Source organism: Nostoc sp. CCY0012 (assembly GCF_963920855.1).
Classification (GTDB): Bacteria; Cyanobacteriota; Cyanobacteriia; order Cyanobacteriales; family Nostocaceae; genus Cyanocohniella.
Genome location: NZ_CAWUDM010000001.1, coordinates 75,442 through 91,062, shown reverse-complemented (window position 1 = coordinate 91,062; position 15,621 = coordinate 75,442). Strand labels below are relative to the sequence as shown.

General features: G+C 41.9%; 11 protein-coding genes. 8 read left to right on the top strand and 3 right to left on the bottom strand.

Translation table 11 applies throughout. The features are described 5' to 3' along the window. Positions 1–476 precede the first annotated feature (476 nt). Together ACM0OS_RS00415 and ACM0OS_RS00410 are read left to right on the top strand one after the other, a co-directional pair. On the top strand, positions 477–3,599 hold the full coding sequence (locus ACM0OS_RS00415; RefSeq protein WP_414541175.1) for an MFS transporter: 3,123 nt from the start codon (positions 477–479) through the stop codon (positions 3,597–3,599). A 196-nt stretch (positions 3,600–3,795) separates the two neighbouring features. Next, positions 3,796–4,371 carry a Uma2 family endonuclease gene (locus ACM0OS_RS00410; RefSeq protein WP_414541174.1) on the top strand — a complete coding sequence of 192 codons (576 nt, stop codon included), beginning with the start codon at positions 3,796–3,798 and terminating at the stop codon, positions 4,369–4,371. A gap of 4 nt (positions 4,372–4,375) precedes the next feature. Here ACM0OS_RS00410 and ACM0OS_RS00405 read toward each other — a convergent pair whose 3' ends face one another. From ACM0OS_RS00405 to ACM0OS_RS00395, 3 genes are all read right to left on the bottom strand, one after another. Continuing rightward, on the bottom strand, positions 4,376–5,254 hold the full coding sequence (locus ACM0OS_RS00405) for an NAD(P)-dependent oxidoreductase (RefSeq protein WP_414541173.1): 879 nt from the start codon (positions 5,252–5,254) through the stop codon (positions 4,376–4,378). Between the two features lie 405 nt (positions 5,255–5,659). Next, the gene (locus ACM0OS_RS00400) at positions 5,660–6,829 is read right to left on the bottom strand and encodes a class I SAM-dependent methyltransferase (protein ID WP_414541172.1); all 1,170 of its coding nucleotides are present in this window, start codon (positions 6,827–6,829) and stop codon (positions 5,660–5,662) included. A gap of 53 nt (positions 6,830–6,882) precedes the next feature. After that, positions 6,883–7,404 carry a pentapeptide repeat-containing protein gene (locus ACM0OS_RS00395; RefSeq protein WP_414541171.1) on the bottom strand — a complete coding sequence of 174 codons (522 nt, stop codon included), beginning with the start codon at positions 7,402–7,404 and terminating at the stop codon, positions 6,883–6,885. Between the two features lie 307 nt (positions 7,405–7,711). On the opposite strand from ACM0OS_RS00395, the gene ACM0OS_RS00390 reads away from it, so the two are divergent. The 6 genes from ACM0OS_RS00390 to sppA all read left to right on the top strand — a co-directional run bounded on the left by ACM0OS_RS00390 (position 7,712) and on the right by sppA (position 15,604). Continuing rightward, complete coding sequence (locus ACM0OS_RS00390) at positions 7,712–8,863, top strand: hypothetical protein (RefSeq protein ID WP_414541170.1); 1,152 nt, start codon at positions 7,712–7,714, stop codon at positions 8,861–8,863. Between the two features lie 95 nt (positions 8,864–8,958). Continuing rightward, positions 8,959–10,227, top strand: coding sequence for a mechanosensitive ion channel family protein (locus ACM0OS_RS00385; protein ID WP_414541169.1), 1,269 nt, complete (start codon positions 8,959–8,961; stop codon positions 10,225–10,227). A 208-nt stretch (positions 10,228–10,435) separates the two neighbouring features. Continuing rightward, on the top strand, positions 10,436–11,365 hold the full coding sequence (locus ACM0OS_RS00380) for a YihY/virulence factor BrkB family protein (protein WP_414541168.1): 930 nt from the start codon (positions 10,436–10,438) through the stop codon (positions 11,363–11,365). 91 nt (positions 11,366–11,456) lie between these two features. Next, the gene (locus ACM0OS_RS00375) at positions 11,457–12,494 is read left to right on the top strand and encodes an AI-2E family transporter (RefSeq protein WP_414541167.1); all 1,038 of its coding nucleotides are present in this window, start codon (positions 11,457–11,459) and stop codon (positions 12,492–12,494) included. A 112-nt stretch (positions 12,495–12,606) separates the two neighbouring features. Beyond that, a complete protein-coding gene (gene fni / locus ACM0OS_RS00370; protein ID WP_414541166.1) occupies positions 12,607–13,656 on the top strand; it encodes a type 2 isopentenyl-diphosphate Delta-isomerase in 1,050 nt (349 codons plus the stop codon). Between the two features lie 112 nt (positions 13,657–13,768). Continuing rightward, positions 13,769–15,604, top strand: a complete 1,836-nt coding sequence (sppA, locus tag ACM0OS_RS00365) for a signal peptide peptidase SppA (RefSeq protein WP_414541165.1) — start codon at positions 13,769–13,771, stop codon at positions 15,602–15,604. Positions 15,605–15,621: the final 17 nt, after the last annotated feature.

Sequence of the window (15,621 nt, the reverse complement as noted above, 5' to 3'; positions counted from 1 at the left end):
TTATCAATAAGCTGCTTTCTGTCTGGAGGTACAAACTACAAGCACATCTTGTGGACGATTTCAACAACGTATGACTACAGACAAATCCACCTTGAGAGGGTGATGAAATTTTTAATTGTAAATAAATGTAAATCTGCCCTCAAGAAATCAGAATCAATTTATGATTTAAACAGATAAATTCGCTATTGTAGCTGTTATAAATAATTAAAAAATAGACCCTTTATTCTATCATAGTTCAGCTTTTAGCTGCATAATAACTTCAAATTTTATGCGAACTTCTGCTATTAAATAACAAACTTCCATCTAGCGCTAGATATACTTTTCAAACCTTAGAGAGATGCATTGAACAGGTAAATTCCTGGATTCTGAAAGTTATCAAAGACTTGGGTACTGCCATAGATACAGACATAATTACACAGTTGCTTCTCATGAAATTCTTAATCCCCCCAAATTTAACCCTAGAAGAAGGAAATATAATGTTTCAACATACGGAAAACCTGTTGGCAGCCTACAAGCCGCTATTGTGGGTGGCACAGGTTCCAGTAGTTCCCACAGGTATTACACCAGAGCAAGCATCGGTGATCAATTCAGGGCCGCGCTTTTTTGTGGCTTTAATTTCTGGTGTCATCCTAGCGTTTGCTTTTCAATTAGTATTAACTAACCTCTCCGTCGCAGCAGGTATTTCCTACTTGGGGCGTTCCTCTGACTCAGATTCGGGTAGTGAGGAAGTAGGAAGTTTGGGTGGCACAATTCGCAAAATTGGCACAGCAGTGGGAATTTGGACATTAATCACTGTGACGATCGCCTTATTGCTGGCTTGTTTTCTCGCAGTTAAATTAAGTCTATTAGTTTTAGATGCCCGACTCGGTGCAATTCTGGGATTAGTAATTTGGGGTGCATACTTTTTATTACTAGTGTGGGTGAGTTCCACTACCGTAGGTTCTTTAATTGGTTCGGTGGTCAATTCAGCTACTTCCGGTTTTCAAGCGATTATGGGGACTGCAACGGCAGCATTAGGGGCCAAAGCTGTTAATCAGCAAGTAGTAGCCACAGCCGAAGCGGCGGCGGCCGCTGTGCGCCGAGAAATAGGCAGCGCTGTTGACCCTGATAGTATCCGGGAAAACGTAGAAGACTACCTCGAAAAGATTCGTCCCCCCGAATTAGATTTATCCAAAATTCGTGGTGATTTTGAAAATCTCCTCAAAGATCCCAACCTGCTAGCCATTGCAGGTAGTCCTGATCTGCGCCACATTGACCGCCAGAAGTTCATCGATTTAGTTAGTAGTCGCACTGACCTTTCCAAACGAGACATTAACCGTATAGCTGACACCCTATACAAAGTTTGGCAGCAGGTAGTCAGTCAACAACCCAACCAAGACCGTTTAGGTGAGTTAGTAGATTATCTCAAGTCACTACCACCAGGGCAAACCAAGACAGATGAACTAAGTGCCAAACTAGATCGGTTAATCGCCGAAACCAAGACTTCCACCTCCAAGGAAGCACCAGCAGCAGAAAAACCCGGTTTGATGCAACAGACCTTACAACAAGGCCTCACAGCACTGACTGGGATTACCCTGGGACGGGCTGATTTGTCAGATTTAGATGTAGAAAAAATCTGGCACGCCCTGACTCAAGCAAAAGACAAAGCCACCGAACAAGGAGATAAGCTGGGTTTACCGACACCATCACAACCCTACAGCCCCATCCGCGCTGATGTAGAAAACTACCTACTCAACACATATGCTTGGCAATTGAGCCGGGAAAGAATCGCCCAAGAATTTCGTGATGTCATCTATGACCCAGCCGCCGACCCTGGTATAATTCGGCGGGAATTAGAGAAAATGTCTCGCAGCGATTTCGCCAAGACCCTGCAACAACGAGGATTACTAACTCAAAGACAAATTCAGCAAATTGTTAACCAACTAGAAGCGGTTCGCCGAGAAGTTTTGGTCATCGTCACCGCTGATGAAGAAAGAGAAATAGCACAAGACTTACAACGTCAAGTCGCCAGTTATCTTTTGGTAACCAGTAAGGCAGATTTAACTCCCGAAGGTATTGAGCAGAACTTTAAACCCATACTGAAAGACCCAGAAGCCGATTACGAAACTCTATCGCTGCGACTAGCCCAATTTGACCGTAAAGGAATGAGCGATATTCTCCTAGAACGTAATGATGTTTATATAGGAGAAGTAGACCCGATTCTGGATGAATTGGAAAAACAGATTGAACATGTCTTGGTAGAATCCAAAGGACTGGCAGACCAAGCCAAATATCAAGCAGAAACCATGTGGCTGAATGTAGAGTCATATCTGCGTAACACTGGAAAATCTGAATTAAATCCTGATGCTATTCGTGCTGATTTGCAAAAATTGCTAGAAGATCCCCAAGCAGGCATGACAGCCATTCGCGCCCGATTGGCTCGCTTTGACGAGGATACTTTGGTACAGTTATTGAGTCAACGCCAAGACTTGAGCGACGAGCAAGTTAATCAAATCGTTCATACTGTGGAAGACTCTTGGCATAGTGTCCGCCATGCACCTCAAGCCTTAGTACACAGAGCCAAAGAGCAATACGACTCTGTAACTACGACAATCGCAGATTACTTGCGGAACACTGGCAAATCTGAATTGAATCCCGAAGGTATTCAACGTGATCTCAACAGATTATTTGAAAACCCCAAAGAAGGAGCCTTAGCACTACGTCGCCGCTTGTCACAGCTAGATAGAGATACGTTGGTACAGTTATTAAGTCAACGTCAAGACTTAAGTGAACAGCAAGTCAATGAAGTCATTGATTCTGTACAAACTTCCATTCGTGATATTGTGCGATCGCCTCGTCGCTTGGCAATCCGGACACAGCAGAGAGTGGAAACATTCCAAGCTTATTTAGAAGAGTATCTGCGACAAACAGGCAAAGAAGAACTGAATCCAGAAGCTATCAAACGCGACTTGCAATTATTGTTGCATGATCCACGGGTAGGAATGGAAAGCTTTAGCGATCGCCTGGCTCATTTCGACCGTTCGACAATTATTGCCTTGCTGAAAATTCGGGAAGATATGACCGATGAAGAAGCAGCCAGAATTGCCGATAATATCGTCTCAGTAAGAGATCAATTTGTCGAACAGATACGGGGTATCCAACGGCGGATTCAAGATGTCGTGGACGGGATTTTTGCTCGCATCCGTTACTATCTCAACTCCTTAGATCGTCCTGAACTCAACTACGATGGCGTTAAACACGATGTCCGTCAATTGTTTGACGATCCCCAAGCTGGTTTTGATGCCCTACGCGATCGCCTGTCTTCTTTCAACCGCGATACCCTAGTAGCAATTATGAGTTCCCGTGAGGACATCTCCGAAGCAGATGCCAACCGGATTATTGACCAAATCGAACGGGCGCGCAACACAGTATTACAACGCGCCGAGCGCATCCAACATGAAGCGCAACGCCGCCTAGAAGAAGTCAAACATCAAGCACAACGGCAAGCAGAAGAAACCCGCAAAGCCGCAGCTACAGCTTCCTGGTGGTTATTTGCCACAGCCTTGGTTTCCGCAGTATTCTCCGCTTTAGGAGGAGCGCTGGCTGTGTTGGTGGTATAGATTAACAAGTTTTCTCCGCTAAATTTAAGCCTCCCGATATGGGGGGTTTTTTTGTAGAGACTATTTGCACAGGAATGTTAAAACAACCGTATTGCTGAAGACGAGGAATTTTGCACCCATAACCTAACTTGATAATTTTGTTAGACTACTACCTAAAAGCAATTCGCTCTTGCTGTTGAATTTGGAGCAAAACGACGTGACTGCCCTGATTCTAAACCTTAGCCCCGCCATTGATTTAACAGATGAACAGTTCTTTCAACTCTGTGTTAACAATCGAGAGCTACGACTTGAGCGCACAGCTGAGGGTGAGTTAATTATTATGCCGCCAACTGGATGGAAAAGCGGAAATCGCAATAGTAAGCTGACACAACGTTTGGCTAATTGGGCTGATGCTGATGATACTGGACTAGTTTTCGACTCGTCTACAGGTTTTAAGTTGCCTAATGGTGCAAACCGTTCTCCTGATGCATCTTGGGTGAATCGAGAACGATTAGAGGCTTTAAATCCTGACCCTACTAGATTCTTGCCAATGGCCCCTGATTTTGTTGTAGAGTTACGCTCTGCTTCTGATAACTTGGAGAGTTTACAACAAAAAATGCAGGAGTACTTAAATAATGATGTGCGTCTCGGCTGGTTGATTGACCCCCAAAGCCAACGAGTAGAAATTTACCGTCCAGGGGAAGAAGTCGAGATTCTACAATCACCTACTAGCTTGTCGGGAGAGGATATTTTACCGGGGTTTGTATTGGATTTATCAGGCATTTTAAATTAATTAATTATTCCCCACTAGCTTCTCCCCATTCATTCATGGCAGAAAATATTGACGAGTAGTCATCATTAGCAAATGACATTTTCATGGCTGTTTGTAAAATGTGTCGCACAGCTTCAATACTGGTGAGATCTAAACCTAGGGCTTTGGCTTCCGAAATAAATAAATCTGTATCTTTGAGTAAGTGTTTGGTGGGAAAGTTGGGATTGGTATAATTTCCATCCAACATTCTTCGCAGCTTTTTGTCAAAGGTCGGTGCATACAAGGCACTATCACGCAGGATTTGCATGAATAAATCTACATCTATACCTTGACGTTCTACAAAAGCCAGACTGAGGGCAAAACCAGTTGTTAGGGAAGCAATCAGTTGATTGAGTGCTAACTTTAAGCCAGAAGCCGCTCCTACTGGCCCTATAAGTATTGGTTCTGACCCAAAATTTTGTAGTATTTTTAAGTGGCGTTGATATTGTTCTGGTTCAGCGCCTACCATGACAATTAGTTTGCCAGATTTGGCTTCGGGAATGCTCCCTAATACTGGTGCTTCTATATACTCACCACCGCCGCCAATGACAGCATCTCTAATTTCTTGGCTTTCTGTGGGAGTAATTGTCCCCATCTGAATCACAGTCCGCCCTTCTAGGGTGCGCCAAGATGTATCTGATAGCAAAACATGATAAATGGCCGCAGCATTAGTCAGCATGAGAATAATATACTCAGCCTCACGTATGGCTTGGCGGGGATGTGTGACGATTTCCGCACCAGCTGCCTGTAGTGGAGCTAATTTTTCTGGGGTGCGGTTGTAGGCTACTAACTCTATGTTGGCTGCTAACAACCTTTGAGCCATCGGTAATCCCATGAGTCCAGTTCCCAGAAATGCCACCTTCATTTTTCACGTTCCTTTGGTACAGCGTAGGCGTAGCCTGTTGTAGACATCGCGTTTCTCTTGTTTGATTCTATTGCCAGTGAACAATTATCAGTGTCCACAGATAACTGTTCACCGTTGATTCATTACTGATTATTGATCAACCACCTGCGGCAAAAGTCACCATAATTATTACTGAAAGTAAGATGCCGGGAGTAAGTAGTGTCACTAATAATAACAATTCATGGGGAGTCATAATTAATACTTTCCTATGATTTTTCTCTGCACAGTAGCCAATGTTATGCTAGTCCATATCAGGTTGATCTAGCATTCTTACATAGAGTTTTAACTTTTTACCAAAAGAGAATGTTTAAAGCCCCACTCCTTGTGGGTAGTTTTTCTCCCCTGCTCCCCTGCCCCCCTGCTTTCTCACTCTGGCACAGTTAATCCTTTGAGGGGTTGAGAACTTTCTGCCTTGTGGAGTCCTTTACTTTGAACTAAAACCCCAAACCCTCCTAGTTCTGTGGGGTCTATCAGCTGGTGTAGTGCAGCTCGCCGCTGTAATAGTTGGGCTAAAGGCAGTTTTTGATCAGAGATAGCAGCAATGCGATCGCCTAGACCCAATGCCATCAAAAATAAACCCTGCTGGATAAAACCCAGGTTCTCTAAGCCGCATTGCTCACCCCATCTTTCCAAGGCAGTAAAGTCAACGTGGGCTGTGATGTCTTGCTGTCCAATATTAATATAAGGGTTGTTGTGATAACGATGCTGGTAGTAGCACTGTAATGTTCCTTGCGATCGCCTGGGGTTATAGTAACGATGGGCAGGATGTCCATAATCAATTGTTAACACATACCCCCGTTGCAAGCGGTCAGCTACTATACTCAACCAGTCTAAAGCCGCTAAGTTAATTTCACTGCGATAACCATCTTCATAGACATTTGGTGCTAAATCAATACCCACTAAATTAAAATATTCTCTTAATCGGGGCGTAGAAACTTCCCCCGTAACTTCCACAAATAATGTATCCCCTTCATCCCCTGTCGTCACATAGACTTCTCGCACTTCCCCATCTTCTAAAATAAATTGATGTACTGGCAAAGCATCTACCAACTCATTAGAAAAAAAACAGCCAGTAATCGCATCAGTGGGGATATCTGCTAAATTGCACCAGCGTACAGGAAAATTCTGCAAACATTGCTGTTGTTCTTGCCTTAAACCTGGAGATTTCTCCACAATCACATATTCCAGCACCTCAAACAAATCTGGGTGATGCAGATGCAAGTAACTAAGGATATGTAAGGCCAAAATTCCTTGACCTGCTCCCATTTCTACCACAGAAAAAGGTACAGGTCGTCCTAAAATCCCCCACATCTGCACAAATTGTACTGCTAGTAACTCACCAAAATCAGTACCGAGACTGGGAGATGTGAAAAAATCACCGTCTTTAAAGCCAATTTTGACTGCATTACTGGAATAATAGCCGTATTCAGGGTGATATAAGGCCAAATCCATATATTCAGCAAAAGTAATTCGCCTGTGGGGACTATTGGCAATTTGTTCTGCTATGACTGCACACAACGCTGGATGAAAATCCATAGAAAAGCTAGAAATTAGGAGTTATTTGGGCGATCGTACAGTCATAATCCTACCTAATCTAGAATTGTTCCGCCTAAATCAGTCCCATCTAAATTAGCTCCATTTAAATTGGCCTCGTTCAAATCTGCTTCGTTAAGATTCGCTTGAGTTAAGTCAGCTACAGCTAAATCTGCACCACTTAAATCTGCTTGATCTAAGTTTGCTGCTTGTAAGTTTGCTGCTTGTAACTCTGCATCACTTAAGTTGGCTCCAATGAGATTGGCTATGGTTAAATCTGCCTGACTTAAATTAGCACCATCTAAAATGGCTCCGTCTAAAATCGCACCATCTAAAATTGCACCAACTAAGTTACTTTCACTAAGATTGGCATTACTCAAATCCGCTCCATTGAGGTCTGCTTCTATTAAACTGGTTTGGGCTAAATTAGCATGATTAAGTTTAGCTCCATCTAATATGGCTTTATCTAAAACTGCCCCACTGAGGTCATATCCTTTTAAATCCGCTTCACTGAGATTGACACCAGTAAAGTCTCTGACACCTGCGGTGTAGTTTTTCAGTAATTCATCTACTTTCATATTTTTTAGCTAAGAAACGTTGATAGGAGTAGGAAGTGGTAAGTAAGGGATATGAGACAATCCAGCTAAGGTTATGCATCCGCAGTGCGCGCAACGTGAGGCTTTTGTAGTGAAATACTGGACTACCTCTAAATACAATAACTAATCTCAATTGCTGGCGCCACTATCTAAAGTTATTAATTAATTTCATACCTCAGAGGGTTATTTAAAAATGAAAATGCTTAGACATTAGTGCAAGGCGATCGCTCTGGTTTTACTCCAGAGATATCCTGATATTTTTTCAAAATCACTAAGGAGAAAAACTAAGTTGAAATTATTTTCTATTGACGAACTAGCAATATTGGCAGCAGCTAAAGATACTTGCGTTTCAATTTTTCTACCAACCGAGCGTCGGGGAGTAGAAACCCAACAGAACCCCATTCGGTTTAAAAACTTACTCCGGGAAGCTGAAGAACAACTAATTACCACCGGGATGCGGCCACAAGATGCTAGAGACTTACTAAAACCTGCTCAAGAATTAGATGAATATGATTTTTGGCAACATCAAAGTGATGGATTAGCAATTTTCATCTCTGGCGATGTATTTAGTTACTACTGTGTACCACTGGATTTTGCGGAATTAGTTGTAGTAAGTGACCGCTTTCACTTCAAGCCTCTGCTACCTTTGCTCACAGGCGATGGACAATTTTATATTTTGGCACTCAGTCAAAATCAAGTGCGATTGTTCCAGGGTAGTCGCTACAGTGTCAGCGAGATGCAGTTAGGCGATGTGCCTCAAAGTATTGCGGAGGCACTAAAATATGATGATCCCGAAAAGAGCCTCCAGTTTCATACTGGCACATCACAAGGGGGAGGAGGGGGCGATCGCTCCGCTATATTTCATGGTCAAGGCGCTGGTAACGAGGAGCAAAAAGATGACTTGTTGCGTTACTTCCAAAAGGTGAATGACGGTTTACAAGAGTTGCTGAACAATCAACGATCGCCTCTGGTGGTAGCAGGTGTTGACTACCTTTTACCCATTTACAAACAAGCTAATACCTATCCCCACTTGATGGATGAAGGTATTACAGGCAATCCAGAGGAATTACAAGCTGAAGAATTACAGCAACAAGCTTGGAATATTGTCCAGCCATACTTTGACCAAGCACAACATGAAGCTATGGAACGCTATCAAGAAATGGCAGGGACAGGACAAACTGCAAGTAATATCACCGAAGCTGTTTCCGCCGCTTATTACCAACGAGTTGATTCTTTATTCGTTCCTGTGGGACAACAAAAGTGGGGACATTTTGATCCAGAGACAGGCAGAGTAGAGGTACATCCCCAACAAGAAGCCGGTGATGAAGACTTGATGGATTTAGCAGCTGTACATACACTGTTAAACGGTGGTACTGTATATGCCGTTGAGCCTGAAAAAGTACCAGGAGCAGCTCCTTTAGCGGCGGTATTGCGTTATTAAAGATCATGGTGAGACGGTTTCTCAAGGGTATTAGCAGATTTTATACCCGTAAATTTCTAGTTGTCATATTTCTTTTGAGTTTGCTGCTTGTACCTATGGGACAGGGGCTAACACAGGAAATTCCCCCCATACCTGTAACGCCCCCACCAGGGGAAACTCAACCAATTCCCGCATCTGGCCCGTTTTTTGCCGATATAGTCGTCAGGGGACGGCCTGTGTTTCAACTTGGTAGCCTGGGAGAACTTAGTGCTACTGAACGGGCGCAGATTATTAACCGTCGTATTGCCAGTGTTTTAGTCCAAAATCCAGTTAATAGGACTGTTTCTGTTGTCCTAGATCCCCAGCGTGATATTGCCACGTTGCAACTCAATAACCGGGTGTTAATGACTGTCACCCAACAGGATGCCCAAGACTTTAACCTAGAAGTAGAAACACTAGCACAACAGTGGGCAAAGCAGTTAACTCAAGCATTTGAGCAACCTCCCCTAGCCATTGATGTGGGGCAACGACTATTATCTACCCTGCGGCAGTTTCAGCGAGATACCATTGATAATCTACCATCCTTTATCGGCATGATTTTAGTGGCGATCGCCACTGGGTTAATCGCTACTAGTATGCGTCGTCTGACTTTAGCAGGGGCGCATCGTTGGGAAATAGATCGTAGCTCCAAAATTTTAGTTAGCCGCCTGGTATATGGGGTGGTGTGGGTGGTAGGTGCAATTGTGGCATTGGGAGTCCTGGGATTAGACTTTGCTACTTTACTGGGAACTTTGGGATTAACCAGTGTGGCCATAGGTTTTAGTCTCAAAGATATTTTGAGTAACTATTTTTCCGGCATTATTTTGCTGATATCTCGTCCTTTTCATTTAGGGGATCAGATAGTTATTAAAGAATTTGAAGGTACAGTTACTCAAATTCAACTACGAGCGACAACATTGAAAACCTATGATGGGCGTGTTGTTTATATTCCCAATCAAGAAGTTTTTGGTGCCACTATTATTAATAACACTGCTTCAACTGTTCGCCGCAATTCTATTATTTTTGGTATTGATTACAACGCTGATATTACAAAAGCCAAACAAATTATCATAGACGCGGTTTTAGGAGTTGAAGGTATCGAAAAAGAACCAAATCCAGATATTTTAGTACGAGAACTTGCAGCAAGTACAGTTAATATTGAGGTGCGCTGTTGGGTAAATTCTCGACGATTACCATTTTTAGAAACTACATCTTTGATGGCTCAAGCAATTAAAGAAGCACTGGAACAGGCAGGAATTGGAATGCCTACGGAAATTCATACTTTACAATTCCGTGATGAGTTAAAAATTTCTGACAATGGCAGAGGATTAGGGAATAAGGAGTAGGCAAATCAGGGGCATAAATCAAACGACATGGAGAGGAATGAAGTCCTCACTACGAACCTTTACAAGCCTAACTAATTAACCACTCAACCTCTTCTCTTCTAGTACAGCACGGTGTAAATAGACATACCATTTGAAATCGTCAAACAGGCTTTTTGATTTTTGACTTCCGGGTAGCGGGATTAGCCTCTATCCCTAACTATTCAATATTATGAGTATTAGAAAAATTCGACGTTTATTGACAGAAGTTTTTTCTGAATGGCAACTAAATGAAGTGTCTTTGTTGGCTTCATCACTAGCTTATTACACAGTTTTCTCTCTAGCACCACTAATGGTACTAGTAATTATGATTGTGGGGACAATTTATGGTGAAGCAGCAGTGCAAGAAGAGCTTGTTTCTCAATTGAGTCAAATATTTGGTGAAGAAGGTGCAGAATTAATTGGCACAGCTATTGCTAATTTAAGGGTTGATCCCGGACAAAGAACATGGCAAATTTTGTTTAATATTGGTTTTGTCATCTTTGGTGCTACTGGAGTATTTACACAAATTCAAGCAGCACTCGATAGAATTTGGGAGGTAAAGCCAACACCAGGACGAGGTGTTTTTAATTTGTTTCGTAAACGGTTGTTATCTTTTTTGATGGTATTGGGAGTTGCTTTTATTTTAGTTTTATTTTTTGTTGGTAACACCCTCTTGGCACGATTAGTAATTATCTTAAATGAATTAGTACCCGGTTCAGGTTATCTGTGGCAAATTATGAGCTTATTAATTACTTTTACAGGGACAACATTAATATTTATTATGATGTATAGTATGTTACCAGATGCTGAGATTGCTTGGCGTGATACTATTGTTGGGGCAATTATCACCACACTTTTATTTTTAGTAGGTCAGTATTTCTTTGGTTTATTTCTTGGTCAAACTGATTTTGGTTCTGCTTATGGTGTAGCTGGATCGTTTGTAATTGTGATCACTTGGATTTTTTATGCTGCCCACATTTTGTTTTTAGGAGCAGAGTTTACCAAAGTTTATGCCAAACAGCGCGGTGCGGCAATTGTACCTTCTGAGTATGCTGTACATATTTCTGAAGAAGAACAGCATAACCCTTCATCTTCCGAGAAGAAGCGTCACCGTAGGTAGATGAAATTATCTCTTTTTACTTGACAAAATGCTTGGCAGAAGGTTTCGGTAATGATTATACAAAAAAAGAATATTAAATTAATTTAAATTTATGAATGAGCCAAGTGTTAAGAGATTTTGGGAGCAACTGAATAATACAAAACTGATTCGTTATGTATTACTGTTTGCGCTGAGTTGGGCAATTATACAAGTTTTGGCTTATTTTGAAACAGTACTTATCGTTTTTATATTTGCGGCAATTCTAGCCTTTTTACTAAATTATCCAGTTAAATGGGCTGAACGTTTTTTACCACATGGTATTGCAGTTATTATAATTTTTTTACTTAGTCTGTTGATTTTAGGTGGTTTAGTAGCAACTCTCGGTTTTGCCATCTTATCTCAGTTCCAAGAATTACTCAATCAGGCACCTCAATTTCTTGATTATCTACTTTCTCTATTAGATACATTACAAAATTTGCTCACAAGATTTAATTTTCAAGTAGATTTGCAAGCAGTTGAAGAAGAATTACGCAATCAAATTTTAGCAGGCATTGGCACAGGTTTGACGACATTTCAAATTATAGTAACTAATTTAGTTGATTTAGTTTTGATAGCTGTTGTCGCTTTTTTTATGTTGTTAGATGGGAAAAGAATCTGGAATTTTATTATAAAAATTTTCCCACCCAATACACGGAATAAATTCACTTCTGCCGTCCAGCAAAACTTTTTGGGCTTCTTTTGGGGACGTTTATTGTTATCCTTATTTTTTGGGATTTCAATATTTATTGTCTTTATTGTGATGCAACTACCTTATGCTTTATTTTTAGCTGCGATCGCAGGTGTATTTGACTTAATTCCTGGCATTGGTGCCACTATCGGCATTTCCCTAGTTTCTTTAATTGTTTTGCCTCAAGGAATTTTGGTAAGTTTGAAAGTATTAATTGGTTGTGTTGTCCTCCAACAAGTCGAAGAAAACTTACTGATGCCGCGAATTATGCAAGGCTCAATAAATATGAATCCAGTCTTCATGTTTTTTGCCTTATTAGTAGGGGCGAAAGTCGCTGGTTTGGTAGGTGTTTTTCTCTCAATTCCTATTGCTGGAGTATTAATTAGTATGTTTGAAGTTGAAGAAATTCAGGGCGGAAATTAGGTATTTAAACCAATATGGTGATGAAATAGTTTCTTGTCTATGGAAAAATTGGGCTTTCCTGGCGAGTTACTGTAACAATAGTGATCAAAACTGCTTTGACTCATATTTACCAGTGAACGCCTCTACCAGCAACTCTGCCCAAACCCAGTCACGCAAAGCGGATCACATCCGGATTTGTCTAGAAGAAGATGTTCAATGTCACCAAATTACCAATGGACTAGAACATTATCGGTTTACTCATTGCTGTTTACCGGAACTCAACAGCGAAGATATTGATATCAGTACAACTTTTTTCGGCAAACACCTCGGCGCACCCCTATTAATTTCGTCCATGACTGGCGGTACAGCACAAGCCGCAATGATTAACCAACGTTTAGCGCAAGTTGCCCAACATTACAAAATCCCGATGGGTGTTGGTTCCCAGCGTGTAGTTGTGGAAAAACCTCAAGTAGCTGATACTTTTGCTGTGCGTAAATACGCACCGGATGTGCTTCTGTTTGCTAATCTGGGCGCTGTCCAACTTAACTACAAGTATGGTTTGGATGAATGTCGGCGAATTATCGATATTTTAGAAGCTGATGCGTTGATTTTGCACATTAACCCTCTGCAAGAGTTTATTCAACCCAGAGGTGATACTAATTTCCGTGGTGTGCTTGATAAAATTGCTGATTTATGTATTAAATTACCAATACCAGTAATTGCCAAAGAAGTAGGTAACGGGATTTCCGCCCCAATGGCAGAAAAACTCATAGCAGCGGGAGTACAAGCAATTGATGTCGCTGGTGCTGGTGGTACTTCTTGGGCCAAGGTAGAAGGTGAACGTGCGGAAAATGCTTTGCAGAGGCGCTTAGGACAAACGTTTGCTGATTGGGGTTTGCCGACAGCAGAATGTCTCACCAGTATTCGGGCATTCGCTCCTCATATACCCTTGATTGCTTCAGGTGGGTTACGTCACGGACTAGATGTAGCTAAGGCGATCGCTTTAGGAGCAGATTTAGCTGGTTTAGCTATGCCCTTTTTGCAAGCAGCCGCAGTATCAGAAGCAGCAGTCTATGATTTAGCTGAGGTGTTAATTGCAGAAATTACTACGGTATTATTTTGCACTGGGAATGCTACTTTGAAAAATTTGCAGGATTCCGGAAATTTACAGCGAATTTCCTAATTCTCTCCTTGGGGATGGAAAGAAAAATTTGACAATTATGTTTTTCTCAGCAAATTGTCCTCAGTCGCCAACCAAAACTTTTAATTATTGTCTATTGTGATTTATAACTAAAATGCGTAATTTTGTTAAACAAACTTTTGCTAGCTTACTCGGTACTATTTTAGGACTGTTTATTTTCTTCGGTATCGGCACAACAGGAATTTTTTTACTGTTAATTGCAGCTACAAGTACCAGAGAAAGTAGTCCACAGGTGAAAGATAAATCTGTGGTAGTTTTTGACTTATCGATGAATATCACTGACAGGGAACCCGGTTCTGGCGAATTGTTTCAGAGAGCATTATCTGGAGCAGAAGTAGAAAGGATGACACTGCGTCGTGTTCTCGAAACTATAGAAAAGGCCAGGCTTGATCCGCGCATTGTCGGTATTTATTTAGATGCTAGCCGCACCAGAACAGTTGGTAATATGGGCTTTGCCTCCCTGACAGAAATTCGTCAAGCATTAGCAGAATTTCGCGCCTCCGGAAAGAAAATTGTTGCCTATGGTGTAGGTTTGGGACAAAGGGAATATTACTTGAGTTCGGTGGCAGATACTATTGTCATTAACCCTTTAGGTTTGATGGAAATTCAGGGTTTGAGTAGCCAACCCTTATTTTTGACGGGAGCTTTAGACAAATTCGGCATTGGTGTTCAGGTTGTGCGCGTGGGGAAATTTAAAGGGGGAGTGGAACCATTTACCCTCACTCAGTTGAGTCCAGAAAACCGCGAACAAACACAAACCCTGTTGAACGATGTTTGGGGAAATTGGCGGACTACGGTAGGTTCTAGCCGGAAACTGACTCCCCAACAGTTGCAAGCGATCGCAGATACTCAAGCCATTCTCGCACCGGAAGAAGCTAAAGCCAGTGGTTTAGTAGATCAGGTAGGATACATCGATCAGGTTGTGACTGATCTAAAAAAATTGACAGCCAGCAGCGATTCTGAGAGGACATTCCGACAAATCAACTTGATAAATTACGCGCAAGTTTCCGGTAAAAACTTAGGTGTAGAACGTAACTCCAAAAACCGCATTGCTGTGGTTTATGCTGAGGGCGAAATTGTCGATGGTAGAGGTGAAGAGGGTCAAGTAGGAGGCGATCGCTTTGCCAGAATTTTCAATCAACTACGCCAAGATGATGATGTCAAGGCGGTTGTTTTGCGAATTAATACCCCCGGCGGTAGTGCGACAGCATCTGAGATCATGCAGCGAGAAGTACAACTCACCCGTGAAGTCAAACCTGTTGTTGTATCTATGGGAGATGTCGCCGCCTCTGGGGGTTACTGGATTGCTAGCGATTCCAGTCGCATTTTTGCCGAACCAAACACCATTACAGGTTCCATAGGTGTATTTGGTGTACTGTTTAATGGACAGGAATTAGCAAATGATAATGGCATTACTTGGGATTCAGTAAAAACAGCACAGTTTGCTGATACTCAAACAGTAACTCGCCCAAAAACAGCCCAAGAGATAGCTATTTATCAGCGTAGTGTTGACCGCATTTATAATCTATTCCTCGACAAAGTTGTGCAAGGACGCAACTTATCACAACAAAAAGTGTCAGAAATTGCCGAGGGCAGAGTTTGGTCAGGTTCGGCTGCAAAAGAACTTGGTTTGGTCGATGAAATAGGTGGTCTGAATGCTGCTATTGCATACGCTGCTGAACAAGCGCAACTGGGTAAAGATTGGCAATTGCAAGAGTATCCTCAAGTCAGTAGCTTTGAAGAACGATTTTTCGGGCGCGCTACTGAAGAAATACTGACAGTTTTTGGAAATGTGGGAATACAAACTCAAACATCTAACTTATTGACAGCTGAATTGCAAAAAATACAACAAGAAATGGCTATTTTGCAAAATATGAACGATCCATTAGGGGTTTACGCTCGTTTACCCTTCAATTTCCGGATTGAGTAGTCTAGCCAGACTTTTTC

Bases quoted from the DNA above. Each gene is read 5' to 3' on its own strand.
- ACM0OS_RS00415 (WP_414541175.1), top strand. From the start codon at position 477: ATGTTTCAACATACGGAAAACCTGTTGGCAGCCTACAAGCCGCTATTG.
- ACM0OS_RS00405 (WP_414541173.1), bottom strand. From the start codon at position 5,254: ATGAAGGTGGCATTTCTGGGAACTGGACTCATGGGATTACCGATGGCT.
- ACM0OS_RS00400 (WP_414541172.1), bottom strand. From the start codon at position 6,829: ATGGATTTTCATCCAGCGTTGTGTGCAGTCATAGCAGAACAAATTGCC.
- ACM0OS_RS00395 (WP_414541171.1), bottom strand. From the start codon at position 7,404: ATGAAAGTAGATGAATTACTGAAAAACTACACCGCAGGTGTCAGAGAC.
- ACM0OS_RS00385 (WP_414541169.1), top strand. From the start codon at position 8,959: ATGGGACAGGGGCTAACACAGGAAATTCCCCCCATACCTGTAACGCCC.
- ACM0OS_RS00380 (WP_414541168.1), top strand. From the start codon at position 10,436: ATGAGTATTAGAAAAATTCGACGTTTATTGACAGAAGTTTTTTCTGAA.
- ACM0OS_RS00375 (WP_414541167.1), top strand. From the start codon at position 11,457: ATGAATGAGCCAAGTGTTAAGAGATTTTGGGAGCAACTGAATAATACA.
- sppA (WP_414541165.1), top strand. From the start codon at position 13,769: ATGCGTAATTTTGTTAAACAAACTTTTGCTAGCTTACTCGGTACTATT.